We start from the raw sequence: 22,637 nt of genomic DNA, 5'->3' as shown, positions 1-22,637 counted from the left end.
ACATGTTTCACCGCTTATGGACATTGATCCGCAAAGAGCTGCAGTCCCTGCTGCGCGAGCCGCAAACCCGCGCCATTCTGGTGCTGCCGGTGCTGCTTCAGGTTTTATTGTTCCCGTTTGCCGCCACCCTTGAGGTAACTAACGCCACCATTGCCATTTATAATGAAGACAACGGCAAACACGCCGTCGAGCTGACGCAGCGTTTTGCCCGGGCGAAAGCCTTTACCCACATCCTGCTGCTGAAAAGCCCGCAGGAGATCCAGCCCACTATCGACACGCAAAAAGCGCTGCTGCTGGTGCGTTTCCCGGCGGATTTCTCCCGCAATCTGGACACCTTCCAGACCGCGCCGATGCAGCTGATCCTCGACGGGCGCAACTCCAACAGCGCCCAGATAGCGGCCAACTACCTGCAGCAGATAGTGAAGGAGTATCAGCAGGAGCTGATGGAGGGCAAACCGAAGCCCAATAACAGCGAGCTGGTGGTGCGCAACTGGTACAACCCGAATCTGGACTACAAGTGGTTTGTGGTGCCGTCGCTGATCGCCATGATCACCACCATCGGGGTGATGATCGTGACCTCTCTGTCCGTGGCCCGCGAGCGCGAACAGGGCACGCTGGATCAGCTGCTGGTTTCCCCGCTCGCCACTTGGCAGATTTTCGTCGGCAAAGCGGTGCCGGCGCTGATCGTCGCCACCTTCCAGGCCACCATCGTGCTGGGAGTGGGAATTTGGGCCTACGAGATCCCGTTCGCCGGATCGCTGGCGCTGTTTTACTTCACGATGGTGATTTACGGGCTGTCGCTGGTGGGGTTTGGGCTGCTGATTTCAGCGCTCTGCTCCACGCAGCAGCAGGCGTTTATCGGGGTATTCGTCTTTATGATGCCGGCGATTCTGCTCTCCGGGTACGTGTCGCCCGTCGAGAACATGCCGGTGTGGCTGCAGGATTTAACGTGGATAAACCCAATTCGACACTTTACGGATATCACCAAGCAGATCTATCTGAAGGATGCGAGTCTGGACATTGTCTGGGGAAGTTTGTGGCCGCTACTGGTCATAGCGGCCACGACGGGGTCAGTGGCCTATGCGATGTTTAGACGCAACATTGCGTAGCTTTTTCTCTTTAGTGAGCAGCGACACTACCGCTGGCCCTGCAAGGATTGCCAGACCCGCGAGGGCCAGCAGCAGGTTGTTTTGCAGCACGCGTGACAGCAGCCACAGCACGATCATCGCGGCACCAAAGTACCAGGTGGTGGTGAGCTCTTCGAGCACATCACCCACCTCGCGCCAGCGCGCGTCATGGTGGCGCTGTAAGAACAGCATCGACAGCACGGTGACGCCATAGAGGACGCATAGCCCTAAGCCAACACGCACCAACGTGCCGCTCATCAAGCCCATCACCAGTACGGCCACGACCAGTAAATGCAACATTATCTGCCAGCAACTCAAACCCGTTGCGACACGAACACGTTGTTGCCACTTCATGGCTTCTCTCCTGAAGGATTTTTCTCTGCTTAATCAGACTACCGCACTTTACGGAAAATTCCGTAACGCCGCATCTTTTTGTGACGCCGACTACACTTTATTTTCATCGGGATAGTCACCCAGGAAGGTGTTTATGAGCAAAAAAACGCAGCATTTCTCGCTTAAGGTGCTGACGATAAACATTCATAAGGGCTTCACAGCATTTAACCGCCGCTTCATTTTACCGGAGCTGCGCGACGCGGTACGCACCGTCAGCGCGGACATTGTCTGCCTGCAGGAGGTGATGGGCGCGCACGAGGTACACCCCATGCATTTTGAAAACTGGCCCGATACGCCGCACTATGAATTCCTGGCCGACACCATGTGGAGCGATTACGCTTACGGCCGCAACGCGGTCTATCCGGAAGGCCATCACGGTAATGCGGTGCTGTCGCGTTTTCCTATAGAACATTATGAGAACCGGGACGTTTCCGTCGGGGAGAGCGAAAAGCGCGGGCTGCTTTACTGCCGCATCACGCCGCCGGAACTTGACGTTCCGGTTCACGTGGGCTGCGTTCACCTCGGACTGCGTGAAGCCCACCGCCAGGCGCAGCTGCAGATGCTGGCGGACTGGACCAATGCGCTGCCGGACGGCGAACCCGTGGTGGTCGCCGGGGATTTTAACGACTGGCGGCAGCGCGCCAACCATCCGCTGAAGGTCAAAGCGGGACTGGAGGAAATTTTCACCCGGGCACATGGTCGTCCCGCACGGACGTTTCCGGTGCGCTTCCCCCTGCTGCGCCTGGACCGCATCTACGTGAAAAATGCGCATGCCAGCAGCCCGACGGCGCTGGCGTTACTGAACTGGCGACATCTTTCCGACCATGCCCCGCTGAGCGCGGAGATCCACTTATGAAATGCACATGGCAGGAAGGTAACCGTATTACGCTGCTGGAAAACGGCGATAACTTTTATCCGGCGGTCTTTGAGGCGATTAGCCACGCACAGCAGAAAGTCTACCTTGAAACGTTTATCTGGTTTGAAGACGACGTTGGCAGGCAGCTGCACAGCGTACTGCTGCATGCCGCCCGGCGCGGGATAAAAATCGAGGCCCTGCTCGATGGATATGGCTCGCCGGATCTTAGCGATGAATTTGTTAACGAGCTCACCGCCGCCGGCGTGGTGTTCCGCTACTACGATCCCGGTCCGCGTCTGTTCGGCATGCGCACCAACCTGTTCCGCCGCATGCACCGCAAAACCGTCGTAGTGGACGAAACGGTGGCGTTCGTGGGCGGCATTAACTACTCCGCCGAGCATATGTCGGATTACGGCCCGGAGGCCAAGCAGGACTACGCGATCCGCATTGAGGGACCGGTTGTTCAGGACATCCAGCTGTTCGTGCTGGAAAACTTGCCCGGTAAAGAGGCCGCTCGCCGCTGGTGGCGACGCCGTCATCGCCCGGAAGAGAACCGCAAGCCCGGCGAAGCGCAGGCGCTGTTTGTCTGGCGGGACAACGAGGAGCATCGGGACGATATTGAACGTCATTACCTGAAGATGCTGGCCAATGCGAAGCGCGAAGTGATTATCGCCAACGCCTATTTCTTCCCCGGCTACCGTATTCTGCACGCCATGCGCAACGCGGCCCGACGCGGCGTGAGCGTTAAACTGATTGTGCAGGGCGAGCCGGATATGCCGATTGTTAAGGTGGGCGCGCGCCTGCTCTACCGCTACCTGGTGAAAAGCGGCGTGCAGATATATGAATACCGCCGCCGCCCGCTGCACGGCAAAGTGGCCGTCATGGATGACCACTGGGCAACCGTCGGCTCCAGTAACCTCGATCCGCTGAGCCTGTCGCTTAACCTGGAAGCGAACCTGATCATCCACGACCGTCAGTTTAACCAGACCCTGCGGGATAACCTTCAGGGACTTATCCATAAGGACTGTGTGCGGGTGGATGAGTCCATGGTGCCGAAACGGAGCTGGTGGAACGTTGGCATCGGCGTGGTGGTGTTCCACTTCCTGCGCCACTTCCCGGCGATGGTCGGCTGGCTGCCGGCGCATACGCCAAAGCTGGCGCAGGTTGATCCGCCGGTACAACCTGAAATGGAAACCCAGGACCGCGTTGAAGCGGAAGATGGAGGCAAACCCTGATGTCAAAATCTCATCCTCGCTGGCGGCTGGCGAAAAAAATCCTCACCTGGGTATTTTTTATCGCGGTCGCGGTACTGCTGGTGGTCTACGCGCAGAAAGTGGACTGGGAAGAGGTGTGGAAGGTTATCCGCAACTATAACCGGCTGGTGCTGCTGGGTGCCGTAGGGCTGGTTATAGTCAGCTACCTGATGTACGGCTGCTACGACCTGCTCGGTCGCGCCTACTGCGGCCACAAGCTGGCTAAACGTCAGGTGATGCTGGTGTCGTTTATCTGCTACGCCTTCAACCTGACGCTGAGCACCTGGGTGGGCGGCATCGGCATGCGCTATCGCCTGTACTCGCGTCTCGGATTACCGGGTGGCACCATCACCCGCATTTTCTCGCTGAGTATCACAACCAACTGGCTGGGGTACATTCTGCTGGGTGGGGTGATTTTCACCATCGGCGTGGTGCAGCTGCCCGCGCACTGGTATATCGACGAGGCCACGCTGCGCATTCTCGGCATCGTGCTGCTGCTGATCATCGCAGTGTATCTGTGGGCCTGCGCCTTTGCCAAACGCCGCCATATGACCATTAAAGGGCAGAAACTGGTACTGCCGTCGTGGAAGTTCGCGGTGCTGCAGATGGCGGTATCCAGCGCCAACTGGATGGCGATGGGGGCGATCATCTGGCTGTTGATTGGCGAGGACGTGAACTACTTCTTCGTGCTGGGCGTGCTGCTGGTGAGCAGTATCGCCGGGGTTATCGTGCATATTCCGGCGGGAATTGGGGTGCTGGAGGCGGTGTTTATCGCGCTGCTGGCCGGAGAACATGTTTCACAGGGGACGATTATTGCCGCCCTGCTCGCCTACCGCATGCTCTATTACTTCCTGCCGCTGGCGCTGGCAACGGTCTGTTATCTGGTGCTGGAGAGCCGGGCGAAAAAGTTACGGGCGAAAAATGAGAAGGCAATGGCGAAATAAAAGCAAAACGGCAACCTTGTTGCCGTTTTTAGTGTTTGTTCCCTCTCCCGTGGGAGAGGGTCAGGGTGAGGGCACCAGACCGCACCGCCACCCGGCAAAGCAACCTCAGCGACGGTTGCCGAAAATCCGCAGCAGCATCAGGAACAGGTTGATGAAGTCCAGATAGAGCGTCAGCGCACCCAGAATCGAGTATTTGCGCAGGTTTGAACTGTCGCGCACGTCAATCTGCTCGCCGATGTTTTTCAGCTTCTGAGTGTCGTAGGCCGTCAAGCCAACGAAGACCACCACCCCGATATAGGTCACGGCCCACATCAGCGCGTCGCTCTTGAGCCACAGGTTCACCAGCGATGCCAGCACAATCCCGATCAGCCCCATAAACAGCATATTACCTAAGCCGCTCAGGTCACGTTTGGTGGTGTAACCGTACAGGCTCATCACGCCAAACATCCCGCCGGTCACCACGAAGGTGCTGGCGATGGAGGAGTAGGTGTAGACGATGAAAATGCTGGAGAGCGTCAAACCGGTCAGCGCCGAATAGAGCATAAACAGCGTGGTCGCCATTCCGGCACTGAGTTTCTGCACCAGACCGGAAAGCACAAACACCAGCGCCAGCTGTGCGATAATCAGCCCAAAGAAGGTGATTTTGCTGGAGAAGATAAACATCATCAGCTCAGGTGTGTTCGCCGCATACCACGCGATGAACGCGGTAAGCAGCAGGCCGACCGTCATCCAGCCGTACACCTGCGCCATATACGTCTGCAGCCCGCTACGGGTCTGCTGTACTATTGAATCGGAACGCGGAAATCGGTCCATGATTCACTCCTGATTAAGGTTAAGAAGACACACACGTTAAGAGTAACACATCCACGTAAACCGACTACCAACGACTGGCGGCCTGTTTATCGCTGTCGCGAGATTCCACCCAGCGGTCACCTTCCGGCGTGGCTTCGCGCTTCCAGAACGGCGCTTTGGTTTTGAGGTAATCCATAATGAACTCCCCTGCCGCAAAGGCGCTACCGCGGTGCGCGCTGGTCACGCCGACAAAAACAATCTCTTCGCCGGGCCACATCTCGCCGATGCGGTGGATCACCGTGACCCGCCCGAGCGGCCAGCGGCCTCGCGCTTCATCCACAATTGCCGCCAGCGATTTCTCCGTCATGCCCGGATAGTGCTCCAGCGTCAGCGCTTTTACGCTGTCGCCGAGATTGTGGTTACGCACTTTACCGGTGAACGTAACGACCGCGCCGTCTTCATCGCGCTCCGCCAGCCAGTCATATTCTGTACCGACGTTAAAGCGCTCGGGACCGACCAGAATTCGGGTTTCAGCCATCTTAGCCCCCTGTGACCGGCGGGAAGAAGGCCACTTCATCCCCTTCAGTCAGCGGGTGGGTGAACTCCACCAGCGTCTGGTTAACGGCCGCCAGCAGCTTGCCTTCGTCGAGCGCCAGCGCCCAGCGGTCGCTTTGTGCCGCCAGGTGCGCGCGCAGGGCGGCGACGTTTTCAAAAGAGGCGTCCAGCGTCAGGCTGTCGGTATTGACCAGCTCACGCACCTGGGCGAAAAAGAGCACCTTAATCATGGCTGTCCACCTTAAAATCACCGGATTTGCCGCCGCTTTTTGCCAGCAGACGAACCGGGCCAATCACCATATCTTTCTGCACCGCTTTGCACATGTCGTAGATGGTCAGCGCGGCGACGGAGGCCGCCGTCAGGGCTTCCATCTCCACGCCGGTTTTGCCGGTTAAGCGGCAGAGGGACTCAATACGCACGCGGTTGTGCTCCGGCTGCGCCTGCAGGTTCACTTCCACCTTGCTCAGCATCAGCGGATGGCAGAGCGGGATGAGGTCCCAGGTCCGTTTTGCAGCCTGAATACCGGCGATGCGGGCGGTGGCAAAGACGTCGCCCTTATGGTGACTGCCGTCGATAATCATCGCCAGCGTCTCCGGCAGCATGGTGACGAATGCCTCAGCACGCGCCTCGCGCACCGTTTCGGCCTTGGCGGAGACATCCACCATATGCGCTTCGCCAGCGGCGTTAATGTGGGTCAGTTGTGACATAGTTTACTTCTTCAAATGGGGATGAAAATTACACGGACGGGTACGGGCATCCAGCTGCGGGGCAATAATATTTTCCCATGCGGTGCGGCAGGCTTTGGTCGAGCCCGGCATGGCGAAAATCAGCGTGTTGTTTGCCACGCCGGCCACCGCGCGCGACTGCAGCGTGGAGGTACCAATCTCTTCAAAGGAGAGCATGCGGAACACTTCGCCGAAGCCTTCCACCTCGCGGTCAAACAGCGGGATCAGCGCCTCGGGGGCCTGATCGCCTGCGGTAAAGCCGGTGCCGCCGGTGATCAGCACCACCTGCACCTCAGCACTGGCGATCCACTGAGAGACCTGCGCGCGAATGGCGTAGCGGTTCTCTTTCACAATCGCTTTATCGACGATGGTATGCCCCGCGTCATGGGCCGCCTCACGCAGCCAGTGGCCGGAGGTATCATCATCTTCTCCACGGCGGTCGGAAACGGTAAGAATAGCAATGCGTGTCGGGATAAATTCTGCGCTGACCTGACTCATCTTCTGGTTCCTTCTAAAGACTGATTACCCGCCGATGTAGGACAGGTTCTGAGTAATGCCGGTATTGCCCTGATGCAGGAAGTGGGTCTGCTTTTTGTGCGTCAGCGCTTCAGAAATGCGCGCTTCAAGCGCGGCCTGCTGCGCATCGTCTTCCAGCAGATCGCGCAGTTCTACGCCGCCATCCCCGAACAGGCAGAGGTGCAGCTTGCCCACCGACGATACGCGCAGGCGGTTGCAGCTGGCGCAGAAGTCTTTCTCATAGGGCATGATAAGCCCAATTTCGCCTTCGTAATCCGGGTGACAAAAGACCTGTGCCGGGCCGTCGCTGCGCTGGCGGATCTGGTGGATCCAGCCGCGTTTCAGCAGCTCGTCGCGCAACACCATGCCGGAAATATGGTGACGGCGGAACAGTTCGCTGCCCTCGCCCGTTTCCATCAGCTCGATAAAACGCAGTTGAATGGGACGGGATTTAATCCACGCCAGGAAGGTGTCCAGCTGATGGTGGTTTACGTCGCGCATCAGCACCGTGTTGACTTTGACCTTTTCGAACCCGGCGGTAAACGCCGCATCGATGCCGTCCATCACCTGGCGGAACTTGTCCTGACCGGTAATGGCGTGAAACTGCCGGGCATCAAGGCTGTCCACGCTGACGTTGATCGCGGTTAGGCCAGCGTCGCGCCAGTTGGCCACGTCACGCGCCATGCGATAACCGTTGGTGGTCACCGCGATCTGGCGGATGCGTTCGTTTTCGCGTACCGCGGCAATGATGTCGGGGAAATCGCGGCGCAGGGAGGGTTCGCCACCGGTCAGACGGACTTTTTCAGTACCGAGCTCAGAGAATGCACGCGTGACGCGGCGCACTTCATCCACGGAGAGAAAGCCATTATTGGTGACGCTGCCCGGCTTGTAGCCATCGGGCAGACAGTAGGTGCAACGGAAGTTGCACACATCGGTAATCGACAGACGCAAGTAGTAAAACTTACGCGCGAAAGCATCAGTAAGTTGTGAAGCCATGTACACCTTTCCAGATCGGGAGGCACAGTCATTTCTTTCTGTACCCTGGTGGCAAATCCGCCACGGCCAGGGCGCCATATCATTCGACACAGGCGCCAGGGCTAGAGTGTATGTTTTCAGTTTTGAAAACGTGGTTATGGCGATAGTAGCGTGGAAATCGACACTCCGCCATTGTCGCTTTTCGCTATATAATTATGTATATAGCGATTCAGTCCTGCATTTTCGCTACAGAATACCTAAAAACCGCATTTTCGCATTGATATACGTCATTTTGCATTGGGTGAGGCATCGTCTTTTGGGGGTAGTTAGGTTACTGTTACGCGATCGAACGTGATAAGGAATACGTATGCGCAATCGCACTTTTGCGGATCTTGACCGAGTGGTCGCTCTTGGCGGAGGCCACGGCCTGGGCCGCGTCATGTCCTCTTTGTCGTCACTGGGCTCACGGCTGACAGGGATAGTGACAACCACCGACAACGGCGGCTCAACCGGGCGGATCAGGCGGGCTGAAGGCGGCATTGCCTGGGGAGATATGCGCAACTGCCTGAACCAGTTAATTACCGAGCCGAGCGTCGCGTCGGCGATGTTTGAGTACCGTTTTGGCGGCAATGGCGAACTTTCCGGGCATAACCTCGGAAATCTGATGTTAAAGGCGCTGGATCACCTGAGCGTACGGCCTCTGGAAGCCATCAACTTAATCCGTAATCTGCTCAAGGTGGATGCATTCCTGATCCCCATGTCTGAACAACCGGTTGACTTGATGGCAATCGATGCCGAAGGGCATGAAGTTTACGGCGAGGTGAATATTGACCAGCTCCTCCTGCCGCCAACGGAGTTGATGACCTATCCGAGCGTGCCCGCCACGCGAGAAGCGGTGGAGGCCATTGGTGAAGCGGATCTTATCCTGATCGGTCCAGGCAGTTTTTATACCAGCCTGATGCCCATTCTGCTGGTAAAAGAGCTGGCGCAGGCGCTGCGTCGCACCCCTGCCCCGATGGTCTATATCGGTAACCTGGGCCGTGAGCTGAGCCCGGCAGCGGCGAGCCTGTCGCTGGCGGACAAGCTGGACCTGATGGAGCAGTACGTCGGTAAGAAAATTATCGACGGTGTCGTGGTTGGGCCAAAAGTGGATGTGACAGGGATTGGCGATCGCGTGGTGGTGCAGGAGCCGCTGGAAGCCAGCGATATTAAATATCGTCACGACCGCCACCTGCTGCGCGAGGCGCTGGAGAAAGCGATTCAGGCGTTGGGTTAGGTTCGCTTTGTGCGGCCTGATGCCCTCACCCCAGCCCTCTCCCACGGGGAGAGGGGGAATACACGCCGCTTTACCTATGATGCCGCGATAAACAGATCCCGCAGCTGATGCAGCTGGTCGCGGATCTGTGCCGCCTCTTCGAACTCCAGGTTCTGGGCGTGCTGCATCATCTGCCCTTCCAGCTCGTGGATTTTCTGCTGCAGCGCCTTCGGCGTCAGTACGACGGTATCTTCTTCCACCACTGAACGTGCCTTGCCGCGGCCTTTCGCTTTGGTCTTAGCAATGTTCTGACCCAGCGCCAGAATATCCACCACCTTCTTGTTCAGCCCCTGCGGTGTAATGCCGTGCTCTTCGTTGTAGCGCTGCTGCTTCTCGCGTCGGCGTTCCGTTTCGCCAATCGCTTTCGCCATCGACGGGGTGATTTTGTCGCCGTACAGAATCGCTTTCCCGTTGACGTTACGCGCGGCGCGGCCAATGGTCTGGATCAGGGAGCGTTCAGAGCGCAGGAAGCCCTCTTTATCGGCGTCCAGAATCGCCACCAGCGAAACTTCCGGCATATCCAGACCTTCTCGCAACAGGTTGATCCCCACCAGCACATCAAATTCTCCCAGACGCAGATCGCGGATAATCTCCATGCGCTCCACGGTGTCGATATCCGAGTGCAGATAGCGCACCTTCTCACCGTGTTCTTCAAGATACTCGGTCAGGTCTTCCGCCATGCGCTTGGTGAGCGTCGTCACCAGCACGCGCTCGTTGATGGCGGAACGGGCGCGGATCTCAGAGAGCAGATCGTCCACCTGGGTCGCCACCGGGCGCACTTCGATAATCGGGTCCAGCAGCCCGGTCGGACGGACCACCTGGTCGATCACCTCATCGCCCGATTTTTCCAGCTCGTAGTTGCCCGGCGTAGCCGACACGTAGATGGTCTGCGGCGCCAGCGCCTCAAACTCTTCAAACTTCATCGGACGGTTATCCAGCGCTGACGGCAGGCGGAAGCCGTACTCCACCAGCGTCTCTTTACGCGCGCGGTCGCCGCGGTACATCCCGCCGATCTGCGGGATCGTGACGTGGGATTCGTCGATCACCAGCAGACCGTCGGCCGGAAGGTAGTCAAACAGCGTCGGCGGTGGCTCGCCCGGCCCGCGCCCGGAGAGGAAGCGCGAGTAGTTTTCGATACCCGAGCAGTAGCCCAGCTCGTTCATCATCTCCAGATCAAACTGGGTGCGCTGGCTCAGGCGCTGCTCTTCCAGCAGCTTATTGTTAGCCAGAAGCACCTTACGGCGCTCTGCAAGCTCCTCTTTGATCTCTTCCATCGCCTGCACGATACGCTCGCGTGGTGTCACGTAGTGCGTTTTAGGGTAGATGGTAAAACGCTGTATCACCGACTCAACGTGGCCGGTCAGCGGGTCGAACAGTGACAAACGCTCGACCTCTTCGTCAAACAGCTCGACGCGCAGCGCCATATCGTCCGATTCCGCCGGGAAGATGTCGATCACCTCACCACGTACGCGGAACGTCCCGCGCTGGAAGGCCTGGTCATTACGGGTGTACTGCAGTTCGGCCAGACGGCGCAAAATTGCGCGCTGATCGATGATCATCCCCTGCGTCAGGTGCAGCATCATCTTCAGATAGAGATCCGGATCGCCCAGGCCGTAAATCGCCGAAACAGACGCGACCACAACCACATCGCGACGCTCAAGCAGCGCCTTGGTCGCCGACAGTCGCATCTGTTCGATGTGTTCGTTCACCGAAGCATCTTTCTCGATGAAGGTATCAGAGCTCGGCACATAGGCTTCCGGCTGGTAGTAATCGTAGTACGAGACAAAATACTCCACCGCGTTTTCCGGGAAGAACTCTTTCATCTCGCCGTAAAGCTGTGCCGCGAGGGTTTTATTGGGTGCAAGCACCATCGTGGGGCGCTGCAGGTCAGCGATCACGTTGGCGACAGTAAACGTTTTGCCCGAGCCGGTTACTCCCAGCAGCGTCTGGTGCGCCAGCCCGTCTTCCAGCCCCTCTTTAAGACGACGGATCGCCTCAGGCTGATCGCCAGAGGGGCGGAAAGCAGAATTCAGTTTGAACGGTTTACTCATGGGCGACGACCTGATGACGTTATAAGCGGCAGGTGAGTAATTTTACTCGTTGTTGCCAGGAATGCCAGTAAAAAACACTGGATGAAAAACCAGTAGCGTGTCAGGATATTTAGCGTAGCGGCGGAGTCATTAGCGCGTTAGGGGACAAAATTTAGGCTCTGACGAGATAAAAAACCAGCCAGGTTGGGTTATCCCCAGAACTTTTTCTTTTTTAACATTTGTCAAGCCAGGTAATGATAGTTTTATGGCAACGAGTGACACTTTCATTACGGTAATTGCTTTTATCTAAGCAATTAAATTTTAAACGATATTTTCTAAAGCCGCGTTTCGCGTCAATTTGGGCGAAAGCCGCGTCTTCTCTCGCTTATCGCGTGTTTTCTAACTCTAATGCACATGGTTATCCACAGGAATAGTGGATAACTGCTTCCAGCCCGTGTAGACCGCCGCTCAGCAAATTCCCGGATTTTCCCACGAGGCGGCAACAAAAAATTTTTATAGCTCTTTTTTGACGATAAACAGTTGAGTCATTCATAACCAACAGATGCGATCCTGCTCACATTTCAGCCATTTTTCGTCCTGCACCACAACTCATCATTCCCGGCACCGTCGATGTGCAAGCCACGCGTTTTTACCCTGCTCTCTTGTGGCTTATTCCTAAAAAAGTCGTTTTTTTAATCGATTTCAGGTTTCTGGCAAGCGTTTTGCAGCTTCACGTCAGGCCTATCCCTACGCATTTTTAAGGAGAGAAAGATGTTGAGTCTGCGTGCAGTGAATCAGTTTTACGGAAGCCAACATACGCTATGGAACGTGGATTTGGATTTTCCGCAAGGGATGTGTACAGGCGTCATAGGCCTGCCGGGGATGGGCAAAACCACCCTGATGAACTGCATTACCGGAAACATCCCCGTCGAAAGCGGCACGATTATCTGGCATGAAGCGGGCGCACCGCCGCGTGATTTGCTCAGCCCGGCACCGGAACAACGTTCAGAGCCGGGAATAGGCTATGTGCCGCAGGACAGGCGTATTTTCTCTCAACTGACGATTGAGGAGAATCTGCATATTGCCATGCGGGCGATGGGGAAACCCGACCCGGCGGCGAAAAGCGACGTATACGATCTGTTCCCGGAACTCTACGCGCGTCGTCAGACGCGGGGCAATACCCTTTCGCCAGAGGATCAGTATCAGCTTGCCCTGGCGAATGCACTGGTCAACCGCCCACGGATGCTGATTCTGGATGAGCCTACGCATGGGGCAGGACACGGATTTGCCCAGAAGCTGGCGCAGCTGCTGGTGCGCTTAAACCGGGAGTTAGGCATGACGGTGCTGCTGGCGGAGCAGCAGCTGCCGTTTATCCGCCGGGTGGCGGATCGGTTTTGCATGCTTTATCGCGGGCGTAACGTGGCTCAGGGCCACGTTAGCGAGCTGAACGATGAGCTCATTGCCCACTGGATGTCGCGGGAAGCAAGACGCTGAGGTCGAGATAACGCCCGGTTTCGGCCTGCTCAGCATCGCCAGCAATCCAGGGGATTTCCCCGAGGAACGGTGCCGGGAGCACGCGCTTGAGGGTCGCCAGATACTCCTGATGCCGCCTGCCCGGCGCAACCACGTCGTTGGCTATCCAGCCTGCCAGCGTCAGCCCTGCCTGCTGAACGGCCTGCGCCGTCAGCATGGCGTGATTGATGCAGCCCAGCTTCACGCCGACGACCAGAATGACCGGAAGCCGCTCGGCCTGTACCCAGTCAGCAAAGGTCTGCGTGTCCGAAAGCGGCGTAAACCAGCCTCCCGCGCCTTCCACCAGCACCCAGTCGGCCTGGCTTTCCAGCGTCCGTAACCCGGCAGACAGCACGGCGAAATCAATCGGACGGCCTTCGTCAGCGCTGATAATGTGCGGCGACGTCGGCTCGGCAAAGGTATAGGGATTCACCGCCGAATAGGCAAGCTCAAGGCTACTGTTACGCTGGAGCGTCAGCGCGTCGGTGTTGCGTAACCCTTCCCCCGTCATCTCGCTGCCGGAAGCCACGGGCTTATATCCGGCGGTGTTTTTTCCGAGCCGTCGTGCCGCCTGCAGCAGCGCAGCGCTGGCAACCGTTTTGCCCACTTCCGTATCCGTGCCGGTAACAAAATAACGTTCAGTCACGTTCGATAATCCCATGAAAAAGTTGATAAGAGAGCGGGAAAAGGCCCCGCTGCTGCGGCCAGGCCAGCTCCAGGCGTTGCAGCTGCCCCCGGGTCAGCGGTTTTTTCTCCCGCCCGGCGTGCAGGTGCGTGGCGCCGATACCCTTCAGAGAGCGCATGGCGCTGAACGCGTCGCTAAAATTAAGCGTGATGGTTTGCACCGTGCTGCGACAGCGCCAGCCTGCCAGCGCCTGCGTCACCTGCTCATACGATAAAAAGCGGTTCGCGTGCGGCTGCTCATCCACCGCTTTCCACGCCTGATTCAGCTCCGGCAGAGAACTTTCCAGCAAGGTGGTAAAGGCCACCTTTCCGCCCGGTCGTGCGACGCGATAAAGCTCGCGTAACGCCTGCGGCAGGCTGCTGCACCACTGCACCGCCAGATGGCTCCAGACCAGATCGAACTGCGCGTCCGCCAGCGGGATCGCCTCGATATCGGCCACTACATAGTGGTGCGCAGCCTGCTGCTGGCGCGCCTCGTCCAGCATGGCGGGCGACAGGTCGATGGCCGTCACCTCGCTCCCCGCCTCGCGCCAGTAGCGGCTGTTGCTGCCGGGACCACAGCCGGCGTCCAGCACCTGCGGGAAACGGTTCTCGCCAAGCGCGGCCAGAAGCCCCTGCGCGCTCTGGCGCTGGAGTTCATCGTGCTGCGAATAGCTCCGCGCGGCCCGGCCAAACGCCGCCGCAACGGCCTGCTTATTCACCGGCATCATGAAGCGCCTCCAGCAGCGTCTGGATATCCTGCGCCTCATGCGCCGCCGTCAGGGTTAAGCGCAGACGCGCGGTGCCCGGCGGAACGGTTGGCGGACGAATGGCCGTTACCCACATCCCCCGCTCGCGCAGCGCCTGGGCCAGCGCCAGCGCGCGGCCGTTTTCGCCGACAATCACGGGCTGGATGGCGCTCTGCGAATCGGGACTCTGGAAGGGAAGCGCCGCCAGTCCCTGACGGAAGCAGGAGATGTGCTCTGCCAGCTGCTGACGGCGTTCATCCCCTTCTGCGCTACGGATCACCGCCAGCGACGCCGACAGCGCCACGGCCTGCGCCGGGGGCATGCTGGTGCTGTAGATGAGGTGACGGGCAAACTGCAGCAGATAGTCGGCGACAGATTCGCTGCACAGCACGGCGGCGCCGCTGACGCCAAAGCCTTTGCCGAAGGTAACCACCAGCAGTTCCGGCTTCACGTTTTGTTGATGGGCGCTGCCGCGTCCTTCATCGCCCATCACCCCAGTACCGTGAGCATCATCGACCAGCAGCCAGGCCTTTTGCCGCTTTGCGGCCTCGTGAAGCGCGGCAAGCGGCGCACTGTCGCCGTCCATGCTGAACACCCCTTCCGTGACTGCCAGCTGTTGCCCGTCGCAGGGTTTGTCCAGCAGCGAGGCGAGCTGTGACGCATCGTTATGGGCAAAACGCCGCAGCTGGGCGGGACTTAAGTTTGCCGCCTCCAGCAGCGAGGCGTGGCTTAAACGGTCGGCGACAATGCGGTCCTCTTTCCCCATCATGGCCGCGATGACCGCCTGGTTGGCGGCAAAGCCGGAGATAAACAGCAGCGCGCGCGGATAGCCCAGCCAGTCGGCCAGCTCTTCCTCCAGCGCCTGATGCGCCGTGGTGTATCCGCTGACGTGCCCCGAGCCACCGCTGCCCACGCCAAACCGCTCCGCGCCCTGCTGCCAGGCGCGGACGATGGCCGGATGCTGGCTCAGTCCGAGATAGTCATTGCTGGAGAAATTACAAAACTGCCGTCCCTCGCGGGTCAGAAAACGGCCCGCGCCGTTTTCCACCACCCTGCGAACGCGAAACGCCTCTGCCGCCCGGCGTTCTTCCAGCGCGGCATTAATCCGTACCTGCCAGGTCATACGGCTGCCGCGTTGTAGAACTGGTCGGTGTCGGCGTTGAGAATCTGCTGCTCCAGCTGCTGCTGTTGCTCGTTATCGCCCGTCAGCACCTCGGTCTGGTGCGGGTTCAGCCCCAGCTTGCGGAACAGCTGGACGTCTTTGTCCTCTTCCGGGTTCGGCGTGGTCAGCAGCTTGCAGCCGTAGAAGATGGAGTTGGCGCCGGCCATAAAGCACATCGCCTGGGTCTGCTCGTTCATCTGCTCGCGGCCCGCAGAGAGGCGAACGTAAGACGTTGGCATCATGATGCGCGCCACCGCGATGGTGCGAATAAAATCAAACGCATCCACATCCTCGTTATCCGCCAGCGGCGTGCCCTTGACCTTCACCAGCATGTTGATCGGCACGCTTTCCGGCGGGGTGGGCAGGTTCGCCAGCTGCAGCAGCAGACCCGCGCGGTCTTTCACCGTTTCGCCTAAGCCCACGATGCCGCCGGAGCAGACCTTGATCCCTGCATCACGCACTTTGTCCAGCGTATCCAGACGCTCCTGGTAGGTACGCGTGGTGATGATATTGCCGTAAAACTCCGGGGAGGTGTCGAGGTTGTGGTTGTAGTAATCCAGCCCAGCCGCCGAGAGGCGCTGCGCCTGCTCCTCGTTCAGCGTGCCGAGGGTCATGCAGGCCTCAAGCCCCATCTCCTTCACGCCTTTCACCATCTGCTCCAGATACGGCATATCGCGATCGTGCGGGTTTTTCCACGCCGCGCCCATGCAGAAGCGGGTTGAACCGGCGTTTTTCGCCTTGCGCGCGGAGTCGAGGACCTGCTCGACCTCCATCAGGCGCTCTGACTCCAGGCCGGTTTTGTAGCGCGCGCTCTGCGGGCAGTATTTGCAGTCTTCGGGGCAGGCGCCGGTCTTGATCGACAGCAGCGTGCTGACCTGAACATGGCGAGGATCGAAGTGCTGACGATGCACCTGTTGGGCTTCGAACATCAGCTCAAGGAAAGGTTTGTTGAATAATTCAGTAACTTGCGACATCGTCCAGCGTGCGTGGTGAGCCATTGGGCTTCTCCAAAGGGTTTTGTTAATTTTCGGTTCGGTTTATACTCGTAAACCTAAAACTTTTCAAAATGGTTTACAAGTCGATTATGACCCAGGACGATCTCGCCTTCGACAAGCAGCATATCTGGCACCCTTACACCTCCACTACCCGCCCCCTTCCCGTCTATCCGGTGGCCTCTGCCCACGGCTGCGAGCTGCATCTCGCCAGCGGCGAGCGGCTGGTTGACGGAATGTCCTCCTGGTGGGCGGCCATTCACGGATACAACCATCCGCGCCTGAACGCGGCGATGAAGGCCCAGATTGACCAGATGTCGCACGTGATGTTTGGCGGAATCACCCATCAGCCCGCGGTGGATTTATGCCGTCGCCTGGTGGCGATGACGCCTGACTCGCTGGAGTGCGTGTTCCTGGCGGATTCCGGCTCCGTGGCGGTGGAAGTGGCGATGAAGATGGCGCTGCAGTACTGGCATGCGAAGGGCGAAAAGCGCCAGCGGTTCCTCACCTTCCGCAACGGCTATCACGGGGATACCTTCGGGGCGATGTCGGTCTGCGATCCGGACAACTCCATGCACAGCCTGTGGAAGGGCTATCTGCCGGAAAACCTGTTTGCCCCTGCGCCGCAAAGCCGCTTCGACGGCGAGTGGAACGAGACGGACATGGTGGGCTTCGCGCGGCTGATGGCGGCGCATCGCCATGAAATCGCCGCCGTTATTCTCGAACCGATCGTGCAGGGCGCGGGCGGAATGCGGATGTACCATCCGGAATGGCTGAGGCGCATTCGCAAGATGTGCGACCGCGAGGGCATTCTGCTGATTGCCGATGAAATTGCCACCGGCTTTGGCCGCACCGGCAAGCTGTTTGCCTGCGAACACGCGGGCATTGCGCCGGATATTCTGTGTCTGGGTAAAGCGCTGACTGGCGGCACCATGACGCTCTCCGCCACCCTCACCACTCGTCAGGTTGCCGACACCATCAGCGACGGCGAGGCGGGCTGCTTTATGCACGGCCCGACGTTTATGGGCAACCCACTGGCCTGCGCCGTGGCAAGCGAAAGCCTCGCCATTCTGGAGAGCGGCGAGTGGCGGACGCAGGTTGCGGCGATTGAGGCACAGCTGAAAGGAGAGCTGAGCGCCGCCTCGGGGGCGAATTTTGTGGCGGACGTGCGCGTGCTGGGTGCCATCGGGGTGATTGAAACCACCCGCCCGGTGAACATGGCGGCGCTGCAGCGCTTCTTCGTTGAGCAGGGCGTCTGGGTGCGGCCTTTCGGCAAGCTTATCTACCTCATGCCGCCGTACAGCATCACGCCGGAGCAGCTGCGTAAATTAACCGACGCGGTCGTAACAGCCGTTAACATTCCCGCGCATTTCGCGATTTAATCCCATGCGTTACACTTCCTGAACGAGTGAATAACGAGGGTAAACCGTATGAAAATCATCAGTAAAGATCTGCGCGACGGTGAAAAACTCCCCGAACGCCACGTTTTCAACGGCATGGGCTATCAGGGGGATAATATCTCCCCGCACCTGGCGTGGGACGACGTTCCTGCAGGAACCAAAAGCTTTGTCGTGACCTGCTACGACCCGGACGCGCCGACCGGCTCGGGCTGGTGGCACTGGGTTGTGGCGAACCTGCCCGCCGACACGCGCGTGCTGCCGCAGGGTTCCGGTTCAGACCTGGTTGCCCTGCCTGAAGGTGCCATTCAGACGCGCACTGACTTTGGTAAAGCGGGCTACGGCGGCGCGGCGCCGCCAAAAGGGGAAACCCACCGCTATATCTTCACGGTGCACGCGCTGGATGTGGAGAAGATTGAGGTCGATGAAGGCGCGAGCGGCGCGATGGTCGGGTTTAACGTGCATTTCCATTCCCTGGGGAGCGCGTCGATTACGGCGATGTATTCCTGAAAAAAGCCGGGTGGCGGCTACGCCTTACCCGGCCTGGATTTCGCATTTGTTGGCCCGGTAAGCGCAGCGCCACCGGGCAAAACATCACAGCACCGAAGGTAGCAGTCCTACAAGGCGTCCCTCTTCCAGAAGCTGCATCGCCTTATCAATATCCGGCGCAAAGAAGCGGTCGTCATCGTAATGCGTGACGTGCTCGCGCAGCACATGGCGCGCCTGCTCCAGCAGCGGGCTGGATTTAAGCCCTTCGCGCAGATCGATACCCTGACACGCCGCCAGCCACTCCACCGCCAGCACGCCGCGGGTGTTGGAGGCCATCTCCCACAGACGACGCCCGGCCGCCGGGGCCATCGACACGTGATCTTCCTGATTCGCCGAAGTTGGCAGGCTGTCCACGCTGTGCGGGTGCGACAGCGCCTTGTTCTCACTTGCCAGCGCTGCGGCCGTCACCTGAGCGATCATAAAGCCTGAGTTAACCCCGCCGTTACGCACCAGGAACGGTGGCAGCTGGGACATGTGTTTATCCATCATCAGCGCGATGCGGCGCTCGGACAACGCCCCGACTTCGGCAATCGCCAGCGCGATATTATCCGCCGCCATCGCCACCGGCTCGGCGTGGAAGTTGCCCCCGGAGACCACCTCGTTTTCCTCGGCGAATACCAGCGGGTTGTCGGAGACCGCGTTGGCCTCCACCAGCAACACTTCCGCCGCCTGGCGCAACTGCGTCAGGCACGCGCCCATCACCTGCGGCTGACAACGCAGGGAATACGGATCCTGCACCTTCTCGCAGTTATGGTGTGAATCCGCAATCTCACTCGTGTCGGTAAGCACGTGGCGGTACATGGCGGCGGCATCAATCTGCCCGCGCTGGCCGCGCACCGCGTGAATACGCGCGTCAAACGGACGACGCGAGCCGAGCACCGCCTCGGTGGTCAGCGCACCGCACACCACCGCCGAGGCAAAGAGATCTTCCGCTTCAAACAGGCCGCGCAGCGCAAAGGCCGTCGACGCCTGCGTGCCGTTGAGCAGCGCCAGCCCCTCTTTTGCCGCGAGAGTGATTGGCGTTAAGCCGGCTTTTGCCAGCGCTTCTTTCGCAGGGAGCCACTCGCCCTGCCAGCGCGCTTTGCCCTCACCCAGCAGCAGCAGCGACATGTGCGCCAGCGGGGCGAGATCGCCGGAGGCGCCGACGGAGCCTTTTGCCGGGATCCACGGATAGACTTCTGCATTCACCAGGGCCATCAGCGCCTGGATCACGCTCAGGCGAATGCCCGAGAAACCGCGCGCCAGGCTGTTGATTTTGAGCACCATCATCAGACGGACAATCTCATCATCCAGCGGCTGGCCGACGCCTGCCGCGTGCGACAGCACCAGCGAACGCTGTAAGTTTTCCAGATCGTGCGTGGCGATGCGGGTCTGCGCCAGCAGGCCAAAGCCGGTGTTAATCCCGTAGGCGGTGCGCCCTTCGGCAACAATCGCTTCTACACAGGCGACGCTGTCGTTTATCGCGGCGTGGGCGCTTTCATCTAGTGAAAGGGTGACCGGCTGGCGCCAGACGTTACGCAGCTGTTTGAGCGTCAGCGAGCCGGGAGTGAGAGTTAACGCGTTCATGCATGCTTTCCTTGTGTGGCAGGGATCATCGGCAGGTTCAGTCCCTGCTCTTTGGCACAGTCAATGGCAATCTCGTAACCCGCATCCGCGTGACGCATCACGCCGGTTGCCGGGTCGTTGTGCAGCACACGGGCGATGCGCGCGGCCGCTTCATCGGTTCCGTCACAGACGATGACCATCCCTGAGTGCTGGGAGAAGCCCATCCCGACGCCGCCGCCGTGGTGCAGAGAGACCCAGGTGGCGCCGCTGGCGGTATTCAGCAAGGCATTAAGCAATGGCCAGTCGGAGACCGCGTCAGATCCGTCGCGCATGGCTTCGGTTTCACGGTTCGGGCTGGCGACGGAGCCGGAGTCCAGATGGTCGCGGCCAATGACGATAGGCGCGGAGACTTCACCGCTGCGCACCATTTCGTTGAAGGCCAGACCCAGCTTTTGCCGCCACTCCAGCCCTACCCAGCAGATGCGCGCCGGCAAGCCCTGGAAGCTGATGCGTTCGCGAGCCATATCCAGCCAGTGGTGCAGGTGTTCGTCGTCTGCGACGATCTCCTTCACTTTAGCGTCAGTTTTGTAGATATCCTGCGGATCGCCGGACAAGGCCACCCAGCGGAACGGGCCGATGCCGCGGCAGAACAGCGGACGGATATAGGCAGGCACGAAGCCGGGGAAGTCGAAGGCGTTATTCACGCCCATCTCTTTCGCCATCTGGCGGATGTTGTTGCCGTAGTCAAAGGTTGGAATACCTAACTGGCTGAAAGCCAGCATCGCGGAGACGTGTTCCGCCATCGAACGCTTAGCCGCCAGTACCGTGCCTTCAGGGTCGGTTTCCGCTTTTTGCTGGTAGTCTTCCCACGTCCAGCCTTTTGGCAGGTAACCGTGCAGCGGGTCATGGGCGCTGGTCTGGTCGGTAACGAGATCCGGACGCACGCCGCGGGCAACCAGCTCCGGCAGAATATCCGCCGCGTTGCCGCACAGGGCAATCGACACCGCTTTGCCTTCGGACGTGTATTTTTTGATGCGCGCCAGCGCGTCATCAAGATTCTCGGCCTGTTCGTCGACGTAACGGGTACGCAGACGGAAATCAATGCGGCTCTGCTGGCATTCAATGTTCAGCGAGCACGCGCCGGCCAGCGTGGCGGCCAGCGGCTGCGCGCCACCCATCCCGCCCAGACCGGCGGTAAGCACCCAGCGGCCCTTCAGCGAGCCGTTATAGTGCTGACGCCCCGCTTCCACGAAGGTTTCGTAGGTGCCCTGCACAATCCCCTGGCTGCCGATGTAGATCCAGCTCCCGGCGGTCATCTGGCCATACATCGCCAGCCCTTTCGCGTCCAGCTCGTTGAAGTGTTCCCAGGTGGCCCAGTGTGGCACGAGGTTAGAGTTGGCGATCAGCACGCGCGGCGCGTTCTTATGGGTTTTGAATACGCCAACCGGCTTGCCGGACTGCACCAGCAGGGTTTCGTCGTGTTCGAGTTCGGTCAGGGATTTTACAATTGCGTCATAGCATTCCCAGTTGCGTGCGGCGCGGCCTATGCCGCCGTAGACCACCAGTTCGTGGGGGTTTTCCGCCACCTCAGGATCAAGGTTGTTCATCAACATGCGCAGCGGGGCTTCGGTGAGCCAGCTTTTGGCAGTAAGCGTGGTGCCGCGCGCGGCGCGGACGTCCTGCTGGCGGTATTTACCTGACGACATTGTGTGCTCCTCATAAGGGACAGATGATGCATTTAGATATACTTGTATAGACAAGCACACACAAGGTCGGATTTAACAAAAAAGATACAATTTTGTTATATTGCGTTAGCGATCACGCTTATAAAACTTATGACATAAAGTGGCCCTGCAGCCGGTAACGGTTCCCCGGGAAAAGCAGTCGGGCATGCGACACGATATGCGATGATGACCAGGTACGACGGCGGATCAGCAGGCACGGATCGTGTTCTTTAATGCGCAACAGCTCGCACTCCTGCGGCGTCGCGCGTACGGCCTCCACAATGTGCTCCCCTTCCGTGAGCGGTGCAACGAGCGAGAGATACGCGTGCGGCGTGGTGTGGGTGTAATCCTGGTTCAGGTATTCCGGTATCCGCTCTGCGTTGACGCAGCGATCTTCAATCTGCACCGGAATGTCGTTTTCAAAATGCACCATCACAGAGTGGAAGATGCGGCTACCCTCTTTGACATTTAGCTCAACGGCCTGCTCGGCGCTGGCCTGAGTCTCTTCCAGCACCAGCACTTCGCAGCGGTGCTGATGATTACGCGAGGTTATCTCATCGGCAATGCTGCGGATTTCAAACAGGGCGGACTGCCCTTTCGGTTCCGCCACGAACGTCCCCACGCCCTGCAGGCGCACCAGAAGTCCTTCGTCGGTGAGCTCGCGCAGCGCCCGGTTGACGGTCATCCGGCTAAAACCGAACTGCGCCACCAGCTCGGCCTCCGACGGAATGCGATCGTGCGGGCGCCAGACGCCGGTGGCGATTTTTTCGCTGATCGCCTGCTTCACCTTTTCATAGAATGGCGCGGGCGGGCTCGGTTGCGGCAGGGGTGAGCGTGAAAACATCATGACTCCTTTAATAGT

General features: G+C 59.1%; 23 protein-coding genes and 1 riboswitch. Of the genes, 8 read left to right on the top strand and 15 right to left on the bottom strand.

Annotated features, from left to right (window positions below):
- Positions 1-2: 2 nt before the first annotated feature.
- On the top strand, positions 3-1,109 hold the full coding sequence (locus HBA26_RS07765) for an ABC transporter permease (RefSeq protein ID WP_041910726.1): 1,107 nt from the start codon (positions 3-5) through the stop codon (positions 1,107-1,109).
- Here HBA26_RS07765 and HBA26_RS07760 read toward each other — a convergent pair.
- Positions 1,071-1,481 carry a YbhQ family protein gene (locus tag HBA26_RS07760; RefSeq protein ID WP_028012428.1) on the bottom strand — a complete coding sequence of 137 codons (411 nt, stop codon included), beginning with the start codon at positions 1,479-1,481 and terminating at the stop codon, positions 1,071-1,073. The two genes, HBA26_RS07765 and HBA26_RS07760, sit on opposite strands and share 39 nt — an antisense overlap.
- 133 nt (positions 1,482-1,614) lie before the next feature.
- Here HBA26_RS07760 and HBA26_RS07755 point away from each other — a divergent pair, with 133 nt between their 5' ends.
- Genes HBA26_RS07755 through HBA26_RS07745 form a run of 3 tightly spaced genes read left to right on the top strand, consistent with a single transcriptional unit; the run spans position 1,615 to position 4,573 of the window.
- Positions 1,615-2,376 (top strand): endonuclease/exonuclease/phosphatase family protein, encoded by a 762-nt coding sequence (locus tag HBA26_RS07755; protein ID WP_063437837.1) that lies wholly within the window; start codon positions 1,615-1,617, stop codon positions 2,374-2,376.
- Positions 2,373-3,611: a cardiolipin synthase ClsB gene (clsB, locus tag HBA26_RS07750; RefSeq protein ID WP_166720865.1), complete on the top strand. Its 1,239-nt coding sequence runs from the start codon at positions 2,373-2,375 to the stop codon at positions 3,609-3,611. Before HBA26_RS07755 ends, clsB begins: the two co-directional genes overlap by 4 nt.
- Positions 3,611-4,573 carry a YbhN family protein gene (locus tag HBA26_RS07745; protein WP_028012425.1) on the top strand — a complete coding sequence of 321 codons (963 nt, stop codon included), beginning with the start codon at positions 3,611-3,613 and terminating at the stop codon, positions 4,571-4,573. The genes clsB and HBA26_RS07745 overlap by 1 nt, the downstream gene beginning before the upstream one ends.
- Positions 4,574-4,678: 105 nt before the next feature.
- Here the strand turns inward: HBA26_RS07745 and HBA26_RS07740 are convergent, their stop codons facing one another.
- The 6 genes from HBA26_RS07740 to moaA form a co-directional block, all read right to left on the bottom strand.
- Positions 4,679-5,386, bottom strand: coding sequence for a Bax inhibitor-1/YccA family protein (locus HBA26_RS07740; RefSeq protein ID WP_010428846.1), 708 nt, complete (start codon positions 5,384-5,386; stop codon positions 4,679-4,681).
- 64 nt (positions 5,387-5,450) lie between these two features.
- Positions 5,451-5,903 carry a molybdopterin synthase catalytic subunit MoaE gene (gene moaE, locus HBA26_RS07735; RefSeq protein WP_028012424.1) on the bottom strand — a complete coding sequence of 151 codons (453 nt, stop codon included), beginning with the start codon at positions 5,901-5,903 and terminating at the stop codon, positions 5,451-5,453.
- A 1-nt stretch (position 5,904) separates the two neighbouring features.
- A complete protein-coding gene (gene moaD / locus HBA26_RS07730) occupies positions 5,905-6,150 on the bottom strand; it encodes a molybdopterin synthase sulfur carrier subunit (RefSeq protein WP_045259953.1) in 246 nt (81 codons plus the stop codon).
- On the bottom strand, positions 6,143-6,628 hold the full coding sequence (gene moaC, locus HBA26_RS07725; protein WP_008501142.1) for a cyclic pyranopterin monophosphate synthase MoaC: 486 nt from the start codon (positions 6,626-6,628) through the stop codon (positions 6,143-6,145). The genes moaD and moaC overlap by 8 nt, the downstream gene beginning before the upstream one ends.
- Before the next feature lie 3 nt (positions 6,629-6,631).
- Entirely contained in the window at positions 6,632-7,144 is a 513-nt protein-coding gene (gene moaB, locus HBA26_RS07720; protein ID WP_126346123.1) for a molybdenum cofactor biosynthesis protein B, read from the bottom strand.
- A 24-nt stretch (positions 7,145-7,168) separates the two neighbouring features.
- Entirely contained in the window at positions 7,169-8,158 is a 990-nt protein-coding gene (moaA, locus tag HBA26_RS07715; RefSeq protein ID WP_100170577.1) for a GTP 3',8-cyclase MoaA, read from the bottom strand.
- A riboswitch (molybdenum cofactor riboswitch) is annotated at positions 8,146-8,279 on the bottom strand. Its footprint overlaps the gene before it by 13 nt.
- Positions 8,280-8,504: 225 nt before the next feature.
- Here moaA and yvcK point away from each other — a divergent pair.
- Positions 8,505-9,413, top strand: a complete 909-nt coding sequence (gene yvcK / locus HBA26_RS07710; protein ID WP_028012420.1) for a uridine diphosphate-N-acetylglucosamine-binding protein YvcK — start codon at positions 8,505-8,507, stop codon at positions 9,411-9,413.
- A gap of 74 nt (positions 9,414-9,487) precedes the next feature.
- Here yvcK and uvrB read toward each other — a convergent pair whose 3' ends face one another.
- Positions 9,488-11,503, bottom strand: coding sequence for an excinuclease ABC subunit UvrB (gene uvrB, locus HBA26_RS07705; protein WP_028012419.1), 2,016 nt, complete (start codon positions 11,501-11,503; stop codon positions 9,488-9,490).
- Positions 11,504-12,253: 750 nt separating this feature from the next.
- Between uvrB and HBA26_RS07700 the strand changes: the two genes are divergently transcribed.
- On the top strand, positions 12,254-12,976 hold the full coding sequence (locus tag HBA26_RS07700; protein ID WP_126346122.1) for an ATP-binding cassette domain-containing protein: 723 nt from the start codon (positions 12,254-12,256) through the stop codon (positions 12,974-12,976).
- Here HBA26_RS07700 and bioD read toward each other — a convergent pair.
- From bioD to bioB, 4 genes are read right to left on the bottom strand one after another with little or no spacing between them, the layout of a single operon-like run.
- On the bottom strand, positions 12,939-13,640 hold the full coding sequence (gene bioD / locus HBA26_RS07695) for a dethiobiotin synthase (RefSeq protein ID WP_126346121.1): 702 nt from the start codon (positions 13,638-13,640) through the stop codon (positions 12,939-12,941). The two genes, HBA26_RS07700 and bioD, sit on opposite strands and share 38 nt — an antisense overlap.
- On the bottom strand, positions 13,633-14,388 hold the full coding sequence (gene bioC, locus HBA26_RS07690; protein ID WP_045259949.1) for a malonyl-ACP O-methyltransferase BioC: 756 nt from the start codon (positions 14,386-14,388) through the stop codon (positions 13,633-13,635). Before bioC ends, bioD begins: the two co-directional genes overlap by 8 nt.
- Positions 14,372-15,529, bottom strand: a complete 1,158-nt coding sequence (bioF, locus tag HBA26_RS07685) for an 8-amino-7-oxononanoate synthase (protein WP_126346119.1) — start codon at positions 15,527-15,529, stop codon at positions 14,372-14,374. Before bioF ends, bioC begins: the two co-directional genes overlap by 17 nt.
- Entirely contained in the window at positions 15,526-16,566 is a 1,041-nt protein-coding gene (bioB, locus tag HBA26_RS07680) for a biotin synthase BioB (RefSeq protein WP_045259947.1), read from the bottom strand. Before bioB ends, bioF begins: the two co-directional genes overlap by 4 nt.
- 68 nt (positions 16,567-16,634) lie before the next feature.
- On the opposite strand from bioB, the gene bioA reads away from it, so the two are divergent.
- Positions 16,635-17,942: an adenosylmethionine--8-amino-7-oxononanoate transaminase gene (gene bioA / locus HBA26_RS07675; RefSeq protein ID WP_166720864.1), complete on the top strand. Its 1,308-nt coding sequence runs from the start codon at positions 16,635-16,637 to the stop codon at positions 17,940-17,942.
- Between the two features lie 48 nt (positions 17,943-17,990).
- Positions 17,991-18,467: a kinase inhibitor gene (locus HBA26_RS07670; RefSeq protein WP_028012412.1), complete on the top strand. Its 477-nt coding sequence runs from the start codon at positions 17,991-17,993 to the stop codon at positions 18,465-18,467.
- A gap of 84 nt (positions 18,468-18,551) precedes the next feature.
- On the opposite strand, the gene hutH is transcribed toward HBA26_RS07670, so the two are convergent.
- The 3 genes from hutH to HBA26_RS07655 form a co-directional block, all read right to left on the bottom strand.
- A complete protein-coding gene (gene hutH / locus HBA26_RS07665) occupies positions 18,552-20,072 on the bottom strand; it encodes a histidine ammonia-lyase (protein ID WP_047367760.1) in 1,521 nt (506 codons plus the stop codon).
- Positions 20,069-21,757, bottom strand: a complete 1,689-nt coding sequence (hutU, locus tag HBA26_RS07660; protein ID WP_028012410.1) for a urocanate hydratase — start codon at positions 21,755-21,757, stop codon at positions 20,069-20,071. The genes hutH and hutU overlap by 4 nt, the downstream gene beginning before the upstream one ends.
- Positions 21,758-21,884: 127 nt before the next feature.
- A complete protein-coding gene (locus tag HBA26_RS07655; RefSeq protein WP_047367758.1) occupies positions 21,885-22,619 on the bottom strand; it encodes a histidine utilization repressor in 735 nt (244 codons plus the stop codon).
- Between the last annotated feature and the right edge of the window lie 18 nt (positions 22,620-22,637).

The sequence above is a fragment of the Enterobacter sp. 725m/11 genome (assembly GCF_011683705.1).
Taxonomy (GTDB): domain Bacteria; phylum Pseudomonadota; class Gammaproteobacteria; order Enterobacterales; family Enterobacteriaceae; genus Enterobacter; species Enterobacter bugandensis.
This window is presented reverse-complemented; position numbering and strand designations above follow the sequence as displayed.